This window comes from Chromobacterium alkanivorans (genome assembly GCF_016937655.1).
Classification (GTDB): domain Bacteria; phylum Pseudomonadota; class Gammaproteobacteria; order Burkholderiales; family Chromobacteriaceae; genus Chromobacterium; species Chromobacterium alkanivorans.
Genome location: NZ_JAFHKL010000001.1, coordinates 350,725 through 371,308 on the forward strand (window position 1 = coordinate 350,725; position 20,584 = coordinate 371,308).

Annotated in this window: 19 protein-coding genes; 10 read left to right on the forward strand and 9 right to left on the reverse strand. The window is 64.9% G+C overall.

Annotation, left to right across the window (positions count from 1 at the left end):
- Positions 1-40 precede the first annotated feature (40 nt).
- The 9 genes from paaA to JW897_RS01700 all read left to right on the forward strand — a co-directional run bounded on the left by paaA (position 41) and on the right by JW897_RS01700 (position 7,424).
- Positions 41-1,024, forward strand: coding sequence for a 1,2-phenylacetyl-CoA epoxidase subunit PaaA (gene paaA, locus JW897_RS01660; protein ID WP_205464967.1), 984 nt, complete (start codon positions 41-43; stop codon positions 1,022-1,024).
- A 12-nt stretch (positions 1,025-1,036) separates the two neighbouring features.
- Positions 1,037-1,534, forward strand: coding sequence for a 1,2-phenylacetyl-CoA epoxidase subunit B (locus tag JW897_RS01665; RefSeq protein ID WP_205464968.1), 498 nt, complete (start codon positions 1,037-1,039; stop codon positions 1,532-1,534).
- 10 nt (positions 1,535-1,544) lie between these two features.
- Positions 1,545-2,321 carry a 1,2-phenylacetyl-CoA epoxidase subunit PaaC gene (paaC, locus tag JW897_RS01670; RefSeq protein WP_240352033.1) on the forward strand — a complete coding sequence of 259 codons (777 nt, stop codon included), beginning with the start codon at positions 1,545-1,547 and terminating at the stop codon, positions 2,319-2,321.
- Positions 2,321-2,827 carry a 1,2-phenylacetyl-CoA epoxidase subunit PaaD gene (gene paaD, locus JW897_RS01675; RefSeq protein WP_205464969.1) on the forward strand — a complete coding sequence of 169 codons (507 nt, stop codon included), beginning with the start codon at positions 2,321-2,323 and terminating at the stop codon, positions 2,825-2,827. The genes paaC and paaD overlap by 1 nt, the downstream gene beginning before the upstream one ends.
- A 32-nt stretch (positions 2,828-2,859) precedes the next feature.
- Positions 2,860-3,927, forward strand: a complete 1,068-nt coding sequence (gene paaE / locus JW897_RS01680; protein ID WP_205464970.1) for a 1,2-phenylacetyl-CoA epoxidase subunit PaaE — start codon at positions 2,860-2,862, stop codon at positions 3,925-3,927.
- A 122-nt stretch (positions 3,928-4,049) separates the two neighbouring features.
- Positions 4,050-4,682 carry a TetR/AcrR family transcriptional regulator gene (locus tag JW897_RS01685; protein ID WP_205464971.1) on the forward strand — a complete coding sequence of 211 codons (633 nt, stop codon included), beginning with the start codon at positions 4,050-4,052 and terminating at the stop codon, positions 4,680-4,682.
- Entirely contained in the window at positions 4,651-5,424 is a 774-nt protein-coding gene (locus tag JW897_RS01690; RefSeq protein ID WP_205464972.1) for an enoyl-CoA hydratase-related protein, read from the forward strand. The genes JW897_RS01685 and JW897_RS01690 overlap by 32 nt, the downstream gene beginning before the upstream one ends.
- A gap of 15 nt (positions 5,425-5,439) precedes the next feature.
- Entirely contained in the window at positions 5,440-6,651 is a 1,212-nt protein-coding gene (gene pcaF / locus JW897_RS01695; RefSeq protein ID WP_048413162.1) for a 3-oxoadipyl-CoA thiolase, read from the forward strand.
- Positions 6,651-7,424, forward strand: a complete 774-nt coding sequence (locus JW897_RS01700; RefSeq protein ID WP_205464973.1) for an enoyl-CoA hydratase-related protein — start codon at positions 6,651-6,653, stop codon at positions 7,422-7,424. Before pcaF ends, JW897_RS01700 begins: the two co-directional genes overlap by 1 nt.
- Before the next feature lie 48 nt (positions 7,425-7,472).
- Here JW897_RS01700 and JW897_RS01705 read toward each other — a convergent pair whose 3' ends face one another.
- The 5 genes from JW897_RS01705 to arsC form a co-directional block, all read right to left on the reverse strand.
- Complete coding sequence (locus JW897_RS01705) at positions 7,473-9,005, reverse strand: DHA2 family efflux MFS transporter permease subunit (protein ID WP_048413164.1); 1,533 nt, start codon at positions 9,003-9,005, stop codon at positions 7,473-7,475.
- A gap of 12 nt (positions 9,006-9,017) precedes the next feature.
- Positions 9,018-10,178, reverse strand: a complete 1,161-nt coding sequence (locus JW897_RS01710) for an EmrA/EmrK family multidrug efflux transporter periplasmic adaptor subunit (protein ID WP_205464974.1) — start codon at positions 10,176-10,178, stop codon at positions 9,018-9,020.
- 10 nt (positions 10,179-10,188) lie between these two features.
- Positions 10,189-11,595, reverse strand: coding sequence for an efflux transporter outer membrane subunit (locus JW897_RS01715; protein ID WP_338030543.1), 1,407 nt, complete (start codon positions 11,593-11,595; stop codon positions 10,189-10,191).
- A gap of 110 nt (positions 11,596-11,705) precedes the next feature.
- A complete protein-coding gene (locus JW897_RS01720; RefSeq protein ID WP_048413167.1) occupies positions 11,706-12,206 on the reverse strand; it encodes a MarR family transcriptional regulator in 501 nt (166 codons plus the stop codon).
- A gap of 134 nt (positions 12,207-12,340) precedes the next feature.
- A complete protein-coding gene (gene arsC / locus JW897_RS01725) occupies positions 12,341-12,688 on the reverse strand; it encodes an arsenate reductase (glutaredoxin) (RefSeq protein ID WP_048413168.1) in 348 nt (115 codons plus the stop codon).
- 176 nt (positions 12,689-12,864) lie between these two features.
- On the opposite strand from arsC, the gene JW897_RS01730 reads away from it, so the two are divergent.
- Positions 12,865-14,061 carry a multidrug effflux MFS transporter gene (locus tag JW897_RS01730; protein ID WP_205464976.1) on the forward strand — a complete coding sequence of 399 codons (1,197 nt, stop codon included), beginning with the start codon at positions 12,865-12,867 and terminating at the stop codon, positions 14,059-14,061.
- On the opposite strand, the gene JW897_RS01735 is transcribed toward JW897_RS01730, so the two are convergent.
- The 4 genes from JW897_RS01735 to JW897_RS01750 all read right to left on the reverse strand — a co-directional run bounded on the left by JW897_RS01735 (position 14,058) and on the right by JW897_RS01750 (position 20,550).
- Positions 14,058-15,248: a GumC family protein gene (locus tag JW897_RS01735; protein WP_048413170.1), complete on the reverse strand. Its 1,191-nt coding sequence runs from the start codon at positions 15,246-15,248 to the stop codon at positions 14,058-14,060. The genes JW897_RS01730 and JW897_RS01735 overlap by 4 nt on opposite strands.
- A 34-nt stretch (positions 15,249-15,282) precedes the next feature.
- Positions 15,283-17,244, reverse strand: coding sequence for an SLBB domain-containing protein (locus JW897_RS01740; protein WP_240352034.1), 1,962 nt, complete (start codon positions 17,242-17,244; stop codon positions 15,283-15,285).
- An 11-nt stretch (positions 17,245-17,255) separates the two neighbouring features.
- Positions 17,256-20,090 carry a YjbH domain-containing protein gene (locus JW897_RS01745; protein WP_205464977.1) on the reverse strand — a complete coding sequence of 945 codons (2,835 nt, stop codon included), beginning with the start codon at positions 20,088-20,090 and terminating at the stop codon, positions 17,256-17,258.
- A 190-nt stretch (positions 20,091-20,280) separates the two neighbouring features.
- The gene (locus JW897_RS01750; RefSeq protein WP_053077252.1) at positions 20,281-20,550 is read right to left on the reverse strand and encodes a hypothetical protein; all 270 of its coding nucleotides are present in this window, start codon (positions 20,548-20,550) and stop codon (positions 20,281-20,283) included.
- Between the last annotated feature and the right edge of the window lie 34 nt (positions 20,551-20,584).

Here is a 20,584-nt window from a genome sequence, read left to right on the forward strand (position 1 = left end):
AGACGCCGGGTCCGGCGGCGCTCACCAAGGAGGATACGCGATGTACACCCAAGCCCTGGATCAGCCGGACATCGCCGCGGCGGCGACCGAACCGTCGCAGCGCCTGCAGGCTTTCGACGCCAAGCTGCAGGCCGACGACAAGATAGAAGCGCGCGACTGGATGCCGGACGCCTACCGCAAGACCTTGTTGCGGCAGATCTCCCAGCATGCGCATTCCGAAGTGGTGGGCATGTTGCCGGAAGGCAACTGGATCGGCCGCGCGCCCACGCTCAAGCGCAAGGCCATCCTGCTGGCCAAGGTGCAGGACGAGGGCGGGCACGGCCTGTATCTGTACGCGGCGGCGGAAACCCTGGGCCGCCCGCGCGACGAGATGGTGGCGGCCCTGCTGTCCGGCCGCGCCAAGTACTCCAGCATCTTCAACTACCCAACCTTGTCCTGGGCCGACATCGGCACCATAGGCTGGCTGGTGGACGGCGCGGCGATCATGAACCAGATCCCGTTGTGTCGCTGCTCCTACGGCCCATACGCCCGCGCCATGGTGCGCATCTGCAAGGAAGAGAGCTTCCACCAGCGTCAGGGCTACGACCTGCTGCTGACGATGATGGGCGGCAGCGCGGCGCAGCGGGCCATGGTGCAGGAGTCGGTGAACCGCTGGTGGTGGCCGGTGCTGATGATGTTCGGCCCGCCGGACCGGGACTCGGTGCACAGCGCCAGCAGCATGCAATGGGGCATCAAGCGCATCTCCAACGACGATCTGCGGCAGAAATTCGTCGACGCCATCGTGCCCCAGGCCGAGGTGCTGGGCATCGCGCTGCCGGACCCGGAACTGGCCTGGAACGCGGAACGCGGGCATTACGACTTCGGCGAGCCGGACTGGGAGGAGTTCAAGCGAGTGTTGGCCGGCGACGGCCCCTGCAACCGCGAACGCATGGCCGCGCGCGTCCGCGCGCATGAAGAGGGGGCCTGGGTGCGCGCCGCCGCCCGCGCCCACGCCGACAAACAGATGGCGCGCGCCGCCGCCTGATCAGGAGCCACCATGCCCGAGTCCCCCAACGCCTGGCCGCGTTTCGAGGTCTTCGTCCTCGGCCGCAACGCCTTGCAATACAAGCATTCCAGCAGCCTGCACGCCGCCGATGCGCGCCATGCGCTGCTGCTGGCCAGAGACATCTATTTTCGCCGTCAGGAAGGCGTCAGCCTGTGGGTGGCGCCCAGCGCCAGCCTAGAGGAAAACGGCGAGCCGCCGTCCTCGGCGCAGGCTGCGGAAGCGCAACAGTACGAAGTGTTCCTGCAGCTCAAGCCGGGCCTGGACCATTTGCACGTCGCCAGCCTGCTGGCCGCGTCGGCGCGCCAGGTTCTGGAACAGGCGGAGCGGGCCTTCGGCGCGTTTCCGCCCGGCGCGGTCTGGGCGCTGCCCAGCGCGGCGTTGAGTTGCAGCGCGCCGGAGGAACGGGAAATGCTGTTCGAGCCGATGGCCGGCAAGACTTATCGCTTGCCCACCTTCTTCCAGTTGCCGGAAGCCGTGAACCATATGTGAGGAGTGTGCGATGTCTGTGCTTGTGCAAATGCAGCCGCCGGCGACGGCGGACCTGATCGAATACGCGCTGCGGCTGGGCGACAACACCTTGTTGCTGGGCCAGCGCCTGGGCGAATGCTGCGGCCACGCGCCGGAGCTGGAGGACGATATCGCGTTGAGCAATATCGCGCTGGATCTGATAGGCCAGACGCGGCTGCTGCTGAGCCTGGCCGGCGAATGGGAAGGACGGGGCCGGGACGAGGACGCGCTGGCCTATCTGCGCGACGCGCCGGAGTTCCGCAATCTGACCTTGCTGGAGTTGCCCAACGGCGACTTCGGCCAGACGGTGCTGCGCATCGCCCTGTTCAGCGCCTATCAGGTGGCCTTGTGGCGGGCGCTGCGCGACGGCGCCGAGCCGCGGCTGGCGGCGATCGCCGGCAAGGCGCTGGCGGAAAGCCGCTACCACCTGCGCTACGCGGCTGAATGGGTGGTGCGGCTGGGCGACGGCACCGACGAATCGCGGCGGCGCATGCAGCAGGCGCTGGTTCATTGGTGGCCGTATCTGGCCGAGATGTTCGACGACGACGCGCTGGAGCGGCGTCTGGACGGCGTCGCGCCGCAGGCTGCTGCTCTACGGACGGAGTGGGAGGTGCTGATGCTGCCGGTGCTGGCGGAGGCCACGCTGCGGCCGCCGGCGGCCACGGCGTACCGGTCCGGCGGCAAGCGCGGCGAGCACAGCGAAGCCTTGGGCCATGTGCTGGCGGAGATGCAGTTCCTGCAGCGCGCCTATCCCGGGGGACGCTGGTGATGGGCGCCGCGGGTCTGAGCGTGGCGCAAGCCTGGCGGGTGCTGGCCGAGGTGCCGGACCCCGAGGTGCCGGTGGTGTCGCTGTGCGATCTGGGCATTGTGCGCAAGGTGGCGCGGGTGGGGGAGGACCTGGAGGTCACGCTGACCCCGACCTATTCCGGCTGTCCGGCCACCGAGGCCATCGCCGCCTCGGTGCGGCAGGTGCTGGGCCGGGCCGGCGAAGCGCGGGTGGTGTTGCGCACCCAGCTGAGCCCGGCCTGGAGCAGCGACTGGATCAGCGCCGATGGCCGCGACAAGCTGCGGCGCTACGGCATCGCGCCGCCGGCGTGCGCGAGCGCGGCCGAGGACGGCTGGCAGCCCTTGCGTTTCCAATCGACGGCTCCAGCCTGCCCGCAATGCGGCTCCGGCCGCAGCCGGCGGCTGAGCCAGTTCGGCTCCACCGCCTGCAAGGCGCTCTACCGCTGCGAGGCGTGCCTGGAGCCATTCGAGTATTTCAAGCCGATCTGAGTCCATAGCGAGGACCGGATAAGGAGACCGGAATGAGACTAGCTTTCCATCGCCTGCGCGTCGTCGAACGCCGCCAGGAAACCGACGACGCCATTTCGCTGACGCTGGAGCCGCCGGCGGAGTTCAAGGATAACTTCCGCTTCACCCAGGGCCAGCATCTGGTGTTCCGCGAGCATATCGACGGCGTGGAGCAGCGGCGCACCTATTCGCTGTGCTGCGGCGCGGACGAAGACCTGTTGCGGGTGGCGGTGAAGCGGGTGGACGGCGGCGTGTTCTCCAGCCATGTCCACCAGCATTGGCAGCTTGGACGCGAGGTGGAGGCGATGCCGCCGGAGGGGCGGTTCTTCACGCCGCTGGCGGCGGAGCAGCGCAAGCACTATCTGGGCATCGCCTCCGGCAGCGGCATCACCCCGCTGCTGTCCATGCTGAAGACCACCTTGCGGCGCGAACCGCACAGCCGTTTCACCCTGTTGTACGGCAACCGGCGGCGCGGCGGCATTCTGTTCGCCGACGAGCTGGCGGCGCTGAAGTCGCGCTATCCGGCGCGGCTGGCGGTGTATCACTTCCTCAGCCGCGAAGCGCAGCAGCCGGAGTTGTTTCACGGTCGTCTCGACGGCGAGCGGCTGCAACGAGCGTTGACCGCGCTGCTGCCGGACGGCGTGGTGGACGAAGCCTTCGTCTGCGGACCCAACGACATGATAGACCAGGCCTGCGCCTGCCTGGAGCGGGCCGGGCTGGCCGCCGGGCGCATCCATTACGAACGTTTCGGCGTGCCGCGGCGCGGCGAAGCCAAGCCGGCGGCGGCGACCGAGGACAGCCCGGCGGCCAGCGTCACCGTCATCATCGACGGCCAGCAGCGGCAGCTGGAACTGGGCGCCGGCGAGCGCATCCTGGAAGCGGCCACCGCGGCCGGGGTCGACCTACCTTACTCTTGCCAAGGTGGGGTATGCTGCACCTGCCGGGCCAAAGTGCTGTCCGGCCGGGTTTCCATGGACAAGAACTTCGCCCTGGAGCCGGCCGAGGTGGAACAAGGCTTCGTGCTCGCCTGTCAGGCGCGTCCACGGACCCAGCAAGTGGTGCTCAGTTTTGATGAGCGTTGACGGTTGCTTGTCTAGAACCGCTGGCAAAACCCGGTTTGACCGGGTTTTGCCTGGCGGCTCGTAGTCATCGGGGAGGTTCGCTGGTACCGCGTCTGGTCTTTTCATTCAACCGATATGCGGATATGGCCAGAACTAAATCTCCCAATTACGAGGCGCAGCAACAAAACATACTGGAGAACGCTGCCCGCCTGTTTGCCGAGCAGAGTTTTCCCAGTGCTTCGATAGCCCAACTGGCTGAGTTGTGCGGCATGTCCAAGCCGCTGCTGTACCACTACTATCGCGACAAATCGCACCTGCTGTTCGACATCGCCGACACCTATGTGGACCGGCTGGTCGGCATCGTCGACGAGGCGGCGCGGCAAGGCCTGCCGGCGGACGCGCATCTGCGGCTGCTGATCGAGCGCTTCATGGAGGAGTACGCGTCCTCGCGCCATTACCACATGGTGTTGGTGCAGGACGTCAAATTCCTGGGCGAGGCGGACCGGCTGAAGGTGAAGGCCAAGCAGGCCGGCGTGGTGGCGGCCTTCGCCGAACTGATCGCCCGCTTGCGGCCGGAGTTGCCGGCGGCGCAGGTCAAACCGGTGACGATGACCTTGTTCGGCATGATGAACTGGACCTTCACCTGGTTCCGCGCGGACGGCGCGGTGGACCGGCAGGGCATGGCGCGGATAGTCAGCCAGTTGTTTCTTCACGGCGTGTACGGGTGTGGAGAGGGAACTGACCATGAGCGAGCATCTGAGGGAGGACCGCGCTGAGCGGGTCTGCCACCTGGAAATTCACCGGCCGGCGCAACACAATGCGCTGAGCCCCGAGTTGATGCGGGAGCTGGAGTCCGCGCTGGACGCGGTGGACAGCGATCCCGACATCAGCGTCATTTTGCTGTCCGGCACCGAGCAGGCCTTCGCCGCCGGCGCCGACATCGGCCGCATGGCCGAATGGGATTATCAGCAAGTCTTCCTCGACGACTACGTGAGCCGGCACTGGGAGCGCGCGCGCAGCGTGCGCAAGCCGCTGATCGCCGCGGTGCGCGGCCTGGCGATAGGCGGCGGCTGCGAGCTGGCGATGATGTGCGACGTGATCATCGCCGGCGAGTCCGCCCGCTTCGGCCAGCCGGAAGTCAAGCTGGGCACGCTGCCCGGCATGGGCGGCACCCAGCGGCTGCCGCGCGCCATCGGCAAGGCCAAGGCAATGGAATGGTGCTTGAGCGGCCAGCTCTACAGCGCCGTCGAAGCCGAACGCGCCGGCCTGGTGTCGCGGGTAGTGGCGGACGCCGAGGTGCTGGCGACGGCGCAGGCGCTGGCCGCGCGGATGGCCGGCTACTCGCTGCCGGCGCTGATGCTGATCAAGGAGTCCTTGAACCGCGCCTTCGAATCCAGCCTGGCCGAAGGCCTGCTGTTCGAACGGCGCGCCTTTCACGCCAGTTTCTCCCTGGCCGACCGCAAGGAGGGCATGCAGGCCTTTCTCGACAAGCGGCCGCCGCAGTTCCAACACCGTTGATCCAGGAGGTTTCCCATGCCCCATGCCTATCTTTGCGATGGCATCCGCACCCCGTTTGGCCGTTACGGCGGCGCGCTTTCCGGCGTGCGCGCCGACGATCTGGCGGCATTGCCGCTCGCCGCGCTGATGCGGCGCCATCCGCAGCTGGACTGGTCCTGCCTGGACGAGGTGATCCTGGGCTGCGCCAATCAGGCCGGCGAGGACAATCGCAACGTGGCGCGGATGGCGGCCTTGCTGGCCGGCCTGCCGCAGTCCACGCCGGCGCTCACCGTCAACCGCCTGTGCGCGTCCGGCCTGGACGCGGTGGGCCTCGCCGCGCGGGCAATCGCCGCCGGCGAAGCCGAACTGGCGCTGGCCGGCGGGGTGGAGAGCATGTCGCGCGCGCCTTTTGTCATGGGCAAGGCCGACAGCCCGTTCGCGCGCAGCGCGCGCATCGAGGACAGCACCATAGGCTGGCGCTTCGTCAACCCGGCTTTCCAAAGCCAGTTCGGCATTGATTCTATGCCGGAAACCGCGGAAAACGTCGCGCGTCAGTTCGATATTTCCCGCGCCGATCAGGACGCCTTCGCGCTGCGCAGCCAGCAGCGCTACGCCGCGGCGCGCGAGCGCGGTTTCTTCGACGCGGAAATCCTGGCGCTGGAGCTGCCGCAACGCAAGGGCGAGCCGCTGCGGGTGAGCCAGGACGAACATCCGCGGCCGGCCACCACGCTGGCGGAGCTGGCGCGGCTCAAGGGCGTGGTGGCGGACGGATCGGTCACCGCCGGCAACGCCTCCGGCGTCAACGACGGCGCGGCGGCGCTGCTGCTGGCCAGCGGCGCCGGGCTCAAGCGCCACGGCCTGCGGCCGCGGGCGCGGATTCTGGGCATGTGCTCGGTGGGGCTGGAGCCGCGCATCATGGGCATGGGGCCGGCGCCGGCGGCGGAAAAGCTGTTGCGGCGGCTGGGCCTGAGCGTGGCGGATCTGGACGTGATCGAGCTGAACGAGGCTTTCGCCTCGCAATCGCTGGCGGTGTTGCGTCAGCTGGGATTGGACGACGACGACGCCCGGGTCAATCCCAACGGCGGCGCGATCGCGCTGGGCCATCCGCTGGGCGCGTCCGGGGCCCGGCTGGCCTTGACCGCGCTGCGCCAGCTGGAGGCCAGCGGCGACCGGCTGGCCTTGTGCGCGATGTGCGTCGGCGTCGGCCAGGGGGTGGCCTTGGTGCTGGAGCGGGTGGAGGAGGCGTGATGGACGAACTGGTCTTGCTGGATTACCCGTCCGCCGGCGTGGCGCGGCTGCGCTTGAACCGGCCGCAGGCGCGCAACGCCTTGAACATGGCGTTGCGGCGGGAGCTGGCGCGGCGTTTCCAGGCGCTGAGCGCCGAGGCCGAGGTGAGGGCGGTTCTGCTGTGCGGCGACCGCCGCGCCTTCGCCGCCGGCGCGGATCTGGCCGAGCTGGCCGATTGCGGCAGCATTGAGCTGATGCAGCGCCAAGTGCACAAGCTGTGGCAGGCGATTGCCGACTGTCCCAAGCCGGTGATCGCCGCGGTGGCCGGCTACGCCTTGGGCGGCGGTTGCGAACTGGCGATGCACGCCGACATCATCGTCGCCGCCGAGTCGGCGCAGTTCGGCCAGCCGGAAGTCAAGGTGGGGGTGATGCCGGGCGCCGGCGGCACCCAGCGCCTGCTGCGGGCGGTGGGCAAGTTCCGCGCGATGAAGCTGCTGTTGAGCGGCGAGCCCGTCGGCGCGGCGGAAGCGCTGGCGATGGGCCTGGTCAGCGAGGTGGTGGCGGACGAGGCGTTGGAGGCGCGGGCATTGGAGTTGGCGGCGCGGATCGCCGCGTTGCCGCCGCTGGCGGTGGCGCAGATCAAAGAAGTGGTGCTGGCCGGCGCCGACGCGCCGCTGGCGACGGCGCTGATGCTGGAGCGCAAGGCGTATCAGCTCTTGTTCGCGTCGCGGGATCAGAAGGAGGGGATGCGGGCTTTCCTGGACAAGCGCGCGGCGGTGTTCCGGGGGGAATAGAAAAACCGGGCGGCGATGTCGTCGCCGCCCGGTCCGCTCAGGCTATTTTCAATGCGCGCCGCTGTCGCCGCCGGAGGCGGTGAACGGCGGCTTGGCGAACCACACCAGGCCGATCAGCAGCACGAACAAGACGCCGGACAGCCAGAAGATCTCGTTGGCCGCCATGATGTAGCCCTGCTTGGTGATCTGCAGCGAGGTCAGCGCCGCCTGCTGTCCGGAGGACAGGCCGGCCATGTCCAGCAGCCGGAACCAGGCGTTGGAGGCCTGATCGTAGAGGCTGACGTGCTCGGTCAGGCGCGCGTGGTGCATCGCCTCGCGGCGGTCCCACATCGTGGTGGTGATCGAGGTGCCGATGCTGCCGGCCAGAATCCGCAGGAAGTTGGACAGGCTGGACGCGCTGGCGATCTGGCTCGGGTGCAGGCCGGACAGGGTGATGGTGGTCAGCGGCATGAAGAAGCAGGCCACGCCTATGCCCTGCACCACCTGCGGCCACACCACGTAGGCGAAGTCCATCTGCGGGTTGAAGGTGCTGCGCCAGAAGAAGCAGATCGCGTACACGCTGAAGCTCACCGTCACCACCCAGCGCATGTCCAGCCGCTGCGCGTACTTGCCGATGATGGGCGACAGCACCACAGGGATCAGACCGATAGGCGCGGCGGCCAGGCCGGCCCAGGTGGCGGTGTAGCCCATCTGGGTCTGCAGCATCAAGGGCAGCAGCACCACGGTGCCAAAGTAGAGCATGAAGCCCAGACTGATGGCGACGGTGCCGACGGTGAAGTTGCGCTGCTTGAACAGGCTCAGGTCGACGATGGGGTGTTTCTCGCCCAGCTCCCAGATCACCAGATAGACCAGCGCCAGCACCGCGATCACCGCCAGGGTGATCACCTCGGTGGAGTTGAACCAGTCCAGCTCCTTGCCGCGGTCCAGCACCATTTGCAGCGAGCCTACGCCTATCACCAGCAAGGCGAGGCCGATGCGGTCGATAGGCAGATCGACGGTTTCGGTTTCGCGCGGCTTGAGGATGCGCCAGGAAATGAAGGCCGCCGCCAGACCCACCGGCACGTTGATGAAGAAGATCCAGCCCCAGTGCCAGTTGTCGCTGATCACGCCGCCCAGAATCGGGCCGAACACCGGCGCGACGATCACCGTCATCGCCCATAGCGCCAGCGCCATGCCTTTCTTCTCCGGCGGGTAGCAGGACAACAGCAGGCTCTGCGACAGCGGAATCATCGGGCCGGCCACCGCGCCTTGCAGCACGCGGAAGAAAATCAGCATTTCCAGGCTGCTGGACATGCCGCACAGCCAGGAGGTGAGCACGAACAGCAGGGTGGAGGCGGTAAACAGCTTTACCTCGCCCAGGCGCTTGGCTAGCCAGCCGGTCAGCGGCACCGCGATGGCGTTGGCCACCCCGAAGGAGGTGATCACCCAGGTGCCCTGGCTGGTCGCCGCGCCCAGGTTGCCCGAGATGGTGGGCAGCGCCACGTTGGCGATGGTGGTGTCCAGCACTTGCATGAACACCGACATCGACAGCGCCAGCGTGATCCAGACCAGCTTGGAGCCGGTCAGTGGTGGATGATTCATGGTCCGGCCCCCTTATTCGGCCTTGCCTTCACCCGCGTTGGCTGCCAGCAGCGTCCGCACCAGTTCGTCGGCCTGTTTCAGGTCCGGCAGCTGGCCGGAGACGTCCTGATGGGCGACGAAGGGCTGGGCCTCGGCCACCGCCTTGCCGTCGGTGCCGGAGGTGTCCACCACCGCGTCCATCGACAGGCCGACGCGCAGCGGATGCGATTGCAGGTCTTTCGGATCCAGCTGGATGCGCACCGGCACGCGTTGCACCACCTTGATCCAGTTGCCGGTGGCGTTCTGCGCCGGCAGCAGCGAGAAGGCGCTGCCGGTGCCGGCGGACAGGCCCACCACCTTGCCGTGATAGACGATCTTGCCGCCGTAGAGGTCGGACTTAAGCTCCACCGGCTGGCCGATGCGGATCTTGGCCAGCTGGCCTTCCTTGAAGTTGGCGTCCACCCACAGGTTTTGCAGCGGGATCACCGACATCAGCGGGGTGCCGGCGGCCAGGCGCTGGCCAACCTGCACATTGCGGCGGGCGACGGCGCCGTCCAGCGGCGCCTTGATCTCGGTGCGCTGCAGCGCGAGCCAGGCTTCCTTCAGCCGGCTGGCGGCGGCCTTGACCGCCGGCTGTTGCGCCAGCGCGTCCTTGCCCAGCAGCGCGGCGCTGGCTTTCTGCTGTTCGCGCGCGGCGTCCAGCGCGGCCTTGGCGGCGGCGACGGCGTCGTTGGCGTGGCTCAGTTCTTCCGCCGACAGCGCGTCGGTGCCGGCCAGCTGCTTGCGGCGTTTCAGGTCGGCGTCGGCGCGGGCCAGTTCGGTTTCGCGCAAGGTGACCTGGGCCGCCAGCTGCTGGGTGTTGTTCATCAGCTGACGAGTCTGGCGCACCACTTGGGCGAATTCATTGCGGGCGCGGTCGAAGTTCAGCTGCGCGTCGTTCTTGTCCAGGCTGACCAGCAGTTGGCCGGCCTTGACGTGCTGGGTGTCGTCCACCAGCACCTTGGCGACGGTGCCGCCCACTTCCGGGGTGACTTGCACCAGATGGCCGCTGACGTAAGCGTCGTCGGTGCTTTCCTGGTGGCTGAGCACCAGCGCCCAGTAGGCGCCGTAGCCGATGGCGATGGCGGCGAACAGGGTGGTGGCGACGATCAGATTGCGTTTGCGGCCTTGCGCGGTTTTGGTTTTCTTGTCCATGGATGCGTTCTCAGTGGGTGGCGGGCGCAGCGTTGAAGCCGCCGCCCAATGCGGTGTTCAGGGAAACCCAGGCCAGTTTGCGGCCGGCTTCGGCGTCGATGCGCGCCGACTGTTGCGCCAGCGCGCTGTCCTGGGCGTCCAGCAGGTTCAGCTTGTTGATGATGCCGGCCTTGAAGCGGGCGGCGGCGGAGTCGGCGGCGCGGCCGCTGCTGTCCTGCGCCTGGCGCGCCTGTTCCAGTTGCTTGCCGCTTTGCTGCCAGCCGCTGACGGCGTCGGCGGCGTCGCGCATCGCGTCCAGCACGGTCTGGTTGTAGCTGTGCACGGCCAGGTCGTAGCCGGCCTTTTGCTTGCCCAGATTGGCCTGGATCGCGCCGGAGTGGAAAATGGGCAGGCTGATCGCCGGCATGAAGCCCCAGAAGGTGGAGTCGCCGTTCATCAGCTTGTTCAGTTCCAGCGAGGTTTGGCCGGCGAAGGCGGTCAGCTTGATATTGGGGTAGAACTCGGCGCGCGCGGCTTTGACCGCGCCGGCCATGGCTTCCACCCGCGCGCGTTGGGCGGCGATGTCAGGGCGTTTGCCCAGCAGTTCCGCGTGCAGGCTGTCCGCGTCCAGCGGCGGCAGCGCCGCGCTCTTGGCGGCTTGCAGCGCGTTCAAGGCGTCCGGTCCCTGGCCGGTCAGCGCCGCCAGCGCGTGGCGGGCGCGGTCGCTGTCCTGGGTCAAGGCGCTTTGTTGTTGGCGCAGACGGTGCAGCGAGACTTCGTTGCCGCGCTGGTTGTCGCCCGGCAGCAGGCCGGCGTTGATGCGGGCCTGAGTCAGCGTTTGACGGCTTTCCGCCAGCTGGATGCGCTTGGCCAGCACCGCGCTTTGCGCCTGCAGCCGCTGCAACTGGGTGTATTGGGCGATGACGGCCTGAGTCAGGGTCAAGCGCGTCTGAGCGCCTTCGAAGGCGATGGCTTGCTGTTGGCCGACGGCTTCGTCGATTTGGCCGCGGTGCTTGCCCCAGAAGTCGAACTCCCAGCTGCCCATCAGCATGGCGGTGTAGGCGTTGACGTAGTCGCGCGAGATCGGCGCCGGAAACTCGTAGTTCAGCTGGGTCATATTGGCGCTGAAATCGAGTTTGGGCCCGCTATTGCCTTCGACGATGCCGACGGCGGCGCGCGCCTGGCGCAGCCGGGCTTCAGCCAGCTTCAAGGACGGCGCTTCTTGCAGGGCGCGCGCCACCAACTGGTTCAGCGTCGCGTCGTTCAGCTGGGTCCACCAGTCGCTGGCGATCTGCCCGTCCTGGCCGTCGGCCAGCCGCAGTTGCTCGGCATTGAGCTGCGCTGCCGGCGCGCTGTCAGGCCCGAAGTTGGCGCAGCCGCCCAACAGGGCGCTGAGCAGCAGGGCGCTGACGCCGTGCTGCCATTGAGTCTTTTTCACCTTGTGGGACTCCCTGTGTTCACTTGCTGTATTAGCAATTGATGAAGTGATTGATGATGTGATAGTCACGCAGGTTATTATAAGGGCGAAAAAAAGCCGGTTTCCCAGCTTCAACCGCCCAGGCTGCAGAGCAGTTTGCGCAATAAGCGTTCGAACTCCTGTTTTTCCGCGGCGTCGAAATCCGCCCACAGCTCGCGGTGGCATTCGCGGGAGATGGGCAGCAGCGATTCCACGAGTTGAACGCCCCCCGGCGTCAACTCCAGCAGGATCTTGCGGCGGTCTTCGGCGCTGGGCGAACGGGCCGCCCAGCCGTTTTTGACCAGTTCGTCGGCGATGCGCGTGGCGTTGGTGCGCGATGAATCCAGCGTGTCGCTGATTTCAGACGGGTAGAGCGCTTGTTGCGGACAGGCGTACAGCGCCAGCAGCGCCATCCACACCGTCTCGTTGAGGCCGTGATGCTTCAGCTTGTCGCACAGGTGGGCGGACAGCCGCGGCAGGATGTGGTACAGCAAGCGCGCCAGAATGACTTCCTGGCGCGGCACGCCGGGAAAACGCGCTTCGATCCGGTTGACGGCCTGCTCTAGCGTTTGAAATGACTTGGTTGGATTCATAGTCGTTATTTTAATAACGCTGGTTACTATTCCGCAAGTGATAATTTTGAGGGGGATGGGCCGGGCATGGCCAGGCGGGCGCAAAAACGCCCAAGGCGCGGGCCTTGGGCGGTGGCGGGAGGCGCTGGGAAAGGCTAGTCCAGCAGCTGCAGCACCCGTTCCGGCGGACGTCCCACCACGGCGCGCTCGCCGCTGACGGCGATCGGGCGTTCGATCAGCTTGGGATTGTCTATCATGGCGGTAATCAGATGCCGGGGCTCCAGCGTGATGTCGTCCAGATAGAGTTCGGTGTATTCCTCCTCCTTCTGGCGAATCAGGTCGCGCGGCTCCATGTTCAGCAGCGTCAGCAGGCGCTCCAGTTCTTCGTAGCTGGGCGGGTGCTTCAAGTACTCTACGACTTCGATTTCCGCGCCGGCGTTTTCCAGCAGGCTCAGCGCCTCCCTGGATTTGGAACAGCGCGGGTTGTGGTACAGGCGAATCATGCTGGTCTCTCCTTGTTATGCGTGCGCGGAGTGGCTTGATCGTGGCACGAAATTGCAATGGGCGCCAGCGCTCGCGATGCGATTTGTGTCAATGAGGTTTAATTTGAAGCAGACCAGTTTGGCAAGTTCCGGTCTAACCATTACCATGCATTGACTCTCATTGTTATTTATCCGCCATGCATCCCTCCACCCGCAGCCATTTTGGGCTGGCAATCCTCCTCGCGGCCCTGTCCACGCTGGGGCCGTTTTCGATCGACACCTTCCTGCCGGCGATGAGCGCGATCGGGCAAAGCCTGGCGGTCTCTCCGTTGCAGATGCAGCAGGCGTTGACGGTATATCTGCTGTCTTACGCGGTGATGATGTTGTGGCATGGCTCGATCTCGGACGCGGTGGGCCGCCGTCCGGTGGTGCTGGTCACCACCTTGCTGTTCAGCCTGGCGTCGATAGGCTGCGCCTTGGCCGACAGTCTGGGGCAGCTGCTGCTGTTCCGGGCGCTGCAAGGCTTCTGCGGCGGCGCCGGCCTGGTGGTGGGGCGCGCGATCATCCGCGACAAGCTGGACGGCGCCGACGCCCAGCGGCTGATGTCGCAGGTGACCATGCTGTTTTCGCTGTCGCCGGCGATCGCGCCGGTGGTGGGCGGCTGGCTGTTCGGCGCCTTCGGCTGGCATTCCATCTTCGTGTTCATGGCGCTGATCGGTCTGGCGCTGTTCCTGATGAGCTGGTTCGCCCTGCCGGAAACCCATCACGAATCCGCGCGCCAGCCCTTGAAGATCAAGTATCTGCTGGCCAATTACTGGCAGGTGGGACGCAAGCGCGAGTTCCAACTGCTGACCGCGGCGGTGTCCTTCAACTTCGCCGGCTTCTTCTTGTACATCCCGTCGGCGCCGGTCTTTCTGATGCAGCATCTGCACCTGGGGCCGGGGCAGTTTCTGTGGATGTTCGGCCCGGCGGTGTCCGGCATCATGTTCGGCGCCTATCTGTCGGGCAAGATGGCGGGGCGGGTGTCGCAAAAAGACATCGTGTCGCGCGGCTACGTGGTGATGTTTATCGCGGCCGGCTGGAACCTGCTGTACAACTTGCTGGCGCCGGAAGCCGCGATGCCGTGGGCGGTGTTGCCGCTGGCCTTGTACACCACCGGCATGTCGATCGCCGCGCCGTCCATTACTCTGAACCTGATGGACCAGTTTCCATCCTTGCGCGGCACCGCCTCGTCCTTGCAGGGCTTTTTCCAGACCATGATGTCCAGCGTGGTGGCCGGCCTGATCGCGCCGCTGGTCTGGGGCAGCCCGCTGAGCCTGGCGGCCAGCATGGCGGTCATGCTGGCATTGGGCTTCGCGTTCCGGATGGGCTATAGGCGCAGGGTGACGCGTTAGCGCTCCTTCAAGGCCCAGTTCAACTCATGCAAGCGGCCGGATTGTTGCGCGCTGTGGAAGCGTTCGCGCAGTAGGGCCAGCGCGATGCCGAGGACTAGGCCGCCGACTAGTCCCGCGGCCGTGATCAATGAGCGAACGGGTTTGCTCTTTAGTTCGGGCACTACGGCGCTGTCCAATATCTGGATTTGTGACGAGTCCTTGGCTTCGTCGATTCTGGCCAGCTCGTATTGCTTGGCCAAAAGTTCAAAAATCGTTTCCTGATACTTGACCTCGCGCAGCCGTCTCAGATACTCCAGCCCGGATTGCGGCATTTTGCCGGTGGGCACCATGATGTTGCCGGAGGTTTCGGCGCCGTTTTCCAGCTTGGCCAACTGGGTTTTCAAACCCATCAGTTCTTGTTTGGTCCGCTGATAGAGCGGGTTTTGCTCGGTGGCGTAGCTACGCAGCGCCTCCAATTGCACTTCCTTGGCGGCGATGTTGGCCTTGAGCAGGGTGACGGTGTTCATAATCGCCTGCACCTGGCCGTCTGGCTGAATCATGCCGGTGCGCTCCTGGGTCTGGCGCAGTGCGGTTTCTGCTGAGGTTAGCTGGGTCTTGGTTTGCTTTAGCTGGGTTTCGAAAAACAGCCGGCGTTTGGCCGCGTCGGTGACGGCCAGGGACTGGTTCAGCTGGGTCAACTGGGCGATATAGCCATTGGCCAAGGCGGCGGCGAACTGGGGATCCTTGTCTTCCACGCTGATGCTGATCAAACCATCCTTGTTGCTGCTGGTTATGGTACTAGCGCTCTGCAGTGCCCTTCTGGTCTCATCCATTGTGTCTGTTGCATAGCGCTGTTTCAGCTTGAACTGCTGTATCAATCCGTCCGCCACTGTACGGCTTTGCAGCAGGCCGGTGTAAAGATCGCCGGGGTTCTTCAGCCCGGCGATGCCGCCGGCTGCGCCGGCCAGCCCGCCCAGTTGGCTCAGCAACAGATTCATGCTCGAGTTTTGCTGCTGCGGCGGCAGTATCTTGGCGGTGGCGCTATACAGAGGCGGCAGCAGCAGGCTCAAGACCAAGGCGCCGCTCCCCAACGCGATAACGCTGCCGATGACCCAGCGCTTGTGTTTCAGCAAAGTCTTCAATACGTCGAGGAGGTCGACGTTATTGGAAGATAGGGGTTGAGGTTCTGCCTTGTCGTGTATGGACATGTCTGAATCCCGAATTAAGTGTGGGGGTCCTGTCTTATTTCAAGACTTTCAAGCCGGCGGCGCCTAGCCCGAACTGATAGAGAATCGAGGTCCATTCTTTCAGCGACTGGGTCCAGCTGCTGACGGCCAGTTCGTCGGGCACGACGATGGTGTCGCCCGGATTGATGCGCTTGCCGCCCAGGCTGTTGAACCAGCCCGCGTTGTTGTTGCTGGCCACGGTGCCGTCGGCGCGGATCACATAGGTTGCGGACTTGTCGCCGGTCTGGCTGATGCCGCCGGCCAGATCCAGGTAGTCCTTCACCGAGCGTTGCGGCCGGTAGATGAAGGCATTGCTCTGGTAAACCGAGCCCAGGACATTGACGGTGCCGGGCCGGCGCGGGATGGTGACGGCGTCGCCGTTTTGCAGCGGCAGGTCCGGCAGGTCCTTGACTTGGGCGCTGCTGCCGCTCAGTTCCAGCACGACGCGTCCTTCCGCTTTGATGGCGCGCATTTTTTCCGCCAGCTTGCGCTGGCGCTCGACTTCCGCGGTAATGGCCGCGACATTGTCTTTATCGGTTTGTTTGGACAGGCGAGCGGCGGAGGCTTGTTCCAGTTCCTTTTCAAAGCGGTTGGCCACCTCATCCAGCTTGGCCTGCTGTTCTTTCTTGATGTTCTCGCGTTGCAGATTGGTGGCGAAGACATAGCCGTTTTCAGTGGCGCCGCCCAGGCGCATGATCAGGTCGCGCAGGGTTTCGCCTTTTTGCAGCAAAAAGGTGCCGGTTTGCTTCACTTCTCCGCTGACGCGGACGTATTCGGTGTCTTGTTGAATGTTCACCGGCAAGGCGTTGGGCGCGAACACGCGGAAAATATCGCTGGCGCCCAGCTTGAGCCGCTTCAATGCGGCGTTGTCAGGGCTGGTTTGTCCATTGGATGTCTGCCACTGCGCTTCGAAGCGATTGTCTACGCTTTTTTCCAATTGCCAAGCTTTGCCTTCCGCCGCCGATTCCAGGCCGCCGGCCCAATGCAGCAGGTCGGCGACGCTGTCGCCGTCGGCAAATTCATAGATGGCCGGATGCTTGACGTCGCCTTGCAAGGCAACCCGTTTGCCGGCGGGCCGGATTTGAATCACGTCGCCGTCGCGCAGGGTCAGATCACTGGACTTGTCCCCGTCCACCAGAATTTTGTAAAGATCCAGCTGGCCGACGGCCTTGCCGTCGCGCATCAATTGGATATGGCGCATCGATCCGTTGTCGCTGGGGCCGCCCGCGGCGAACAACGCGTTCAGCAAGGTGCTCATCCCGCCCAGGGTATAGCTGCCGGGCGCGCGCGCATGGCCGACGACGTAGACCTGCACTGCGCGGGTCTGCAGCAGGCTGGCGCTCAGGTCGAAGTTGTGGAACACGCGCGAGACGCTCTTTTTCAGCGTGTCTTGCAAATCCCTGAACTTCACGCCGGCAACCGCGATGGCGCCGACTCTGGGCAGGTAGACCGTGCCGTTGCGCTCCACGGTTAGGGTCAGGTCGATGTCGACCATGCCCCAGCCCTTGACCTGGATCTGGTCGCCGGCGCCGATCACATAGTCCGGGTTGACCTGGGCGGTGCCGCTTGGGGCAAAGGTCGATGGCGGGTTGCCGAACAAGTCCGCGCCGAAGACGGGCAGGATGTTGCCGGTGGCCACTTTCACGTATTCGATGAAGGGCGGCAACCTCCCTTCTTGCGACTCGTTCTGCAAGGGATCGCGCTTGCTTGGTTTCGCTCCAGGCGGCAGTCTGCGCTGCTGTTGCGGCACCTGCTGCGGCCATGCTTGTTGAGCAAGCGGGGCCTGGTTGCTGATGCTGGGTTGTCCGTACATCATGGCTTCCGGCTCATAGCTCGGCATCATGGTGTTGGAGAAGTCGCCAGCCGAGTTTGGCGTGGCGGCGATGGCGGGACTGGCGGCGCATAGAGCGATGAGCAGCGGGACCACCTGGCGGCGAAGGCGTGAATAGTCGGTCATGGTCGCGAGAAGATGGTTCATGGGCGGTCGTTTCAATCCAGTGATTTCGAAACTTGGATGCCGGCCTGCTTGGGGCCCAGCATCAGCGAGGTGCGATAACGGGACTCGTCCCGCTGGGCATGCCAGAGCCAGGAGCCTGAGGCATAACCCAGCAGGCTGCCGGCGGCGACGTCTGACAACCAGTGATCTTTGCCGGCGACGCGGCCGAGCGCGCCGATGGCGGCCAAGCCGTACAGCCAGGGTTGGTCGTACTCCTTGGCGAAAGGCGTCAGCGCGCCGAACAGCACCGCGGCGTGATTGGAGGTGAAGCTGCTTTGGAAGCGGGAACTGCCCGCCGGCTGCTGCTGCCAGGGATTGTCGCTGGCGTTTGGCCGCGCCCGGTTGCCTAATCCCTTCAAGGCGATGCTGCCGGCGGCGGAGAGCGCCGAGGATTCCAACGCGATCAAACCGGTGTTGCTGAGCCTGTCGTCGCCCAGGGCGAAGGCTCCGCCCGCCAGGCCCAGCGCGGCGATGGGCAGGGTATTGCCAATCTGCTTCCAGCCCTTGAGCAGACGGTTGTCCTGATGTCGGCCCACGGCCTGATTCACCGGCTTGTCCAAAGCTATCGCCGCCAGAGTCATGCCGGCGGCAATCGCCACGGCGCCCGGTTTGTCCTCCATGGTTGCGAATTGCCTGGACGAGTCGTCCAACCGCAGTCGCACTGACGGCCAGGGATGGAAGTTCGGGGGCGGCGGATTGACTTGCGGCAAGCCCTGCTCATCCGGTCGTTCGGCGAAGTTGCCCAAACCGTCGTAGGCGTTCACATCGCTGCGCGGGTCGTTGAGCTGGTCGTAGAGGTCTCCGGGCGACATAACCATTTGGCCGACATCTCGCGTCCATGGGGATAGGGCGAAGTTGCCCACCGCCTGGGTGTCCAGCGTCAGCATGCTGTTCAGCGGTATGGAAATGAACAGCCCCTTGTCCTTATAGGGCGAGCTGGGGGTGCCGGGCGAGGTGATGTCGTTGCCGTTGGTGCTGGTGTACCAGGCGCCGATCTCGATGCCGGAGCGAAAGCGGCGCTTCAACTCCAAACGCGCGCCGCTGTCCTTGGCGAGAAAACGGCCGGCTCGCACCGTGGCGGTAACGTTCAGCGGCAATTTGTAGTGGAGCGAGGCCAGCGCGGTGACGGTCTGGTAGTCGCGTTTGCCCAGCCAGCCCTTGTAGTCGCGCTGTTGCAGGGCGTCCACGGCGAGGTCTATCGCCCAGTGGCGGGTGTCGGGGTAGTAGAGCACTTGGCCGCCGGCGCCGCGGAACATTTCCTCGTAAATGCCGGCGGACGCGCGGGCGTAGGTATTGGGCCCCAGAGTCAGATACTGGTTCAGCAGCAGGCGATCCAGTTTGGGAGAGTTGGTTTTCTTGTATTCGGCCACGTCGGAACGGACATGGGGCAGCAGGCTGTTGGACGGTTGTTTGACCCCGGAGACCGTGTTGTAGAGGTTGGCGCTGAGCGCGCTGTTCAAAAACAAGCCGGTTCCAAGGCGCCGCGTATAAGTGGCGGCGGCGGCGATCTCATAGCGGAAGGCGCCGCTGGGGTCGTTGAAATAGACCCCGGTCTTGGGCACCAGCCGGAAGCGGTTGGCTTCGTTGTCTTCGGCGTTGAGTTGGACGATGTCGCCGTCCTTGCCCGCCAAAACCTCCAGGTTGACGCTGTCTTTGATGTTTGCGCTGAGCTGTTGCGCGTAAACCTCCTCCAGTTCGGAATCCTTGCCAGGCTTGATGTTGACGCTGTCCAGAAAGCGTTGGCGGTCGACCTTGCCCAGCAGGTAGTCGTTCAAGGTGGCCAGATTGAAAAAACTATAGGTCGCGATTGGCTGCTCCAGCTTGGTGTAGACCACGCGGATGCTGCGCGTTTCAATTGGGGCAAAGTACAGCGCGGTGCGTACCGCGCGGCCCACCGCGCGGCCTACATTAGAAATCCGGCTATTGTTCAGCTCCAGTACGAATTCGTCGCCGCGCATGCTGATGCGGATGTTTTTGAAATCCTGCTTGCTCAAGGCGCTGACCAGGCCATGGCCATAGGCGCTGTCGGCATGCCATTGGCGCAAGGTGGGACGGAGCGGCACGTCGGGGCCGCCGCTGAAATAAGCGGGTTCGCTGATCTTGGGCACGAACTCGCGTTCGTTCAAAGGAATTTCTATCGAGGCGTTCAGACTGGCGTGAGTTTTTTGCTTGGCCAATTGCAGGCCCAGCCAGCCCCAGCGGTATTCAATGCCGGCGGCAGCCCCCTTTTTCCTTTGCGCGGCGAAGGTGTCTTTGGAGCGGAAATCCGATGGGTAGTGATTGGCGTCGTATTCGGCGATCAGCGACCAGCGGGGAAAGCGCTCTGGGGTCCAGCGCAGGCCGCCGAAAGGGCCTTCGATTCGACCGGAACCGACACCCGCCGAGACTTCCAGATTGGGGCGGAGGTGCTTGCTGGCCACCAGATAATTGCCGCGCCACAGTGCTGTGCCGAAAATATCCGTGCGGCCGAAGGCGAGCGCGGGCCAAACGCCGGACTCGTCCAGCAGTCGCCATTTTGTGTCGATCGCCTTGTCCTTAAAGCTACCGTAGCCTCCGCCGTATTGTGGATTGTCAAAACCGGCAATGCCGGAGATGGAGACGTAGCGGCCTGAAATCTGCAGAAAGGGCAGCGCCGTCGCCGAGACCCATAAGGTGTTGTAGGGCTTGTCGGAGCTGACCCCAAAGCTTAAAGAGCCGTCGCGGCCAACATCCGCCGACGGCATATTGATGTAGCCAGATTGGCCATTGAGCGATGGTTGCGCGTAAACCGGCAACAGCAAGCCGCAACTTCCCCCGAACACTATCCCTTTGATCAGAATGCCACGCATGGATTGCTTTATTTAGAGTTATTGATTTCGTATTGCGAGAAACAATTACTAATAAAAATCTTAAAAGTTACGCAGCGCTCCGTATCGAGAGCGGATAGAAACACAGGCAACCTGTTGCTTGCGCAGACAGGCTGCCTGTTTGGGGCGAAAGCCAACGTCCGATCAAGCCGCGGTGCATAAGCACGGCGACTTAATGGTGGGTGGTGGCGGAGTGTGAGGTAGAGGAGTCGCTGTTGCTGGAAACCGCAACCGCGGCGGCAACCGCAGCGCCAATGGCTGCAATGGTGCCCACGCTCAGACCGGCAATGCCGGCGGTGGTGCCGGCCGCGCCAGCGGCGGCCGCAGAGGAGGTGCCGGCGGCGCTGCTGCCCGCCGCCGAGGTCGCTGCGGCTTCTTCGGCGGCAAACACCGGAGCAGAGAGCAGGCCAGCCAAGGCAAGAATAAAGACTTTCTTCAACATGATAGTGTGCCCTTGTGTATTTGTGCTTCGAAAT

Coding starts and splice junctions, on each gene's coding strand:
- paaA (WP_205464967.1), top strand. CDS start 41: ATGTACACCCAAGCCCTGGATCAGCCGGACATCGCCGCGGCGGCGACC.
- JW897_RS01665 (WP_205464968.1), top strand. CDS start 1,037: ATGCCCGAGTCCCCCAACGCCTGGCCGCGTTTCGAGGTCTTCGTCCTC.
- paaC (WP_240352033.1), top strand. CDS start 1,545: ATGTCTGTGCTTGTGCAAATGCAGCCGCCGGCGACGGCGGACCTGATC.
- paaD (WP_205464969.1), top strand. CDS start 2,321: ATGGGCGCCGCGGGTCTGAGCGTGGCGCAAGCCTGGCGGGTGCTGGCC.
- paaE (WP_205464970.1), top strand. CDS start 2,860: ATGAGACTAGCTTTCCATCGCCTGCGCGTCGTCGAACGCCGCCAGGAA.
- JW897_RS01685 (WP_205464971.1), top strand. CDS start 4,050: ATGGCCAGAACTAAATCTCCCAATTACGAGGCGCAGCAACAAAACATA.
- JW897_RS01690 (WP_205464972.1), top strand. CDS start 4,651: ATGAGCGAGCATCTGAGGGAGGACCGCGCTGAGCGGGTCTGCCACCTG.
- pcaF (WP_048413162.1), top strand. CDS start 5,440: ATGCCCCATGCCTATCTTTGCGATGGCATCCGCACCCCGTTTGGCCGT.
- JW897_RS01700 (WP_205464973.1), top strand. CDS start 6,651: ATGGACGAACTGGTCTTGCTGGATTACCCGTCCGCCGGCGTGGCGCGG.
- JW897_RS01705 (WP_048413164.1), bottom strand. CDS start 9,005: ATGAATCATCCACCACTGACCGGCTCCAAGCTGGTCTGGATCACGCTG.
- JW897_RS01710 (WP_205464974.1), bottom strand. CDS start 10,178: ATGGACAAGAAAACCAAAACCGCGCAAGGCCGCAAACGCAATCTGATC.
- JW897_RS01720 (WP_048413167.1), bottom strand. CDS start 12,206: ATGAATCCAACCAAGTCATTTCAAACGCTAGAGCAGGCCGTCAACCGG.
- arsC (WP_048413168.1), bottom strand. CDS start 12,688: ATGATTCGCCTGTACCACAACCCGCGCTGTTCCAAATCCAGGGAGGCG.
- JW897_RS01730 (WP_205464976.1), top strand. CDS start 12,865: ATGCATCCCTCCACCCGCAGCCATTTTGGGCTGGCAATCCTCCTCGCG.
- JW897_RS01735 (WP_048413170.1), bottom strand. CDS start 15,248: ATGTCCATACACGACAAGGCAGAACCTCAACCCCTATCTTCCAATAAC.
- JW897_RS01740 (WP_240352034.1), bottom strand. CDS start 17,244: ATGAACCATCTTCTCGCGACCATGACCGACTATTCACGCCTTCGCCGC.
- JW897_RS01745 (WP_205464977.1), bottom strand. CDS start 20,090: ATGCGTGGCATTCTGATCAAAGGGATAGTGTTCGGGGGAAGTTGCGGC.
- JW897_RS01750 (WP_053077252.1), bottom strand. CDS start 20,550: ATGTTGAAGAAAGTCTTTATTCTTGCCTTGGCTGGCCTGCTCTCTGCT.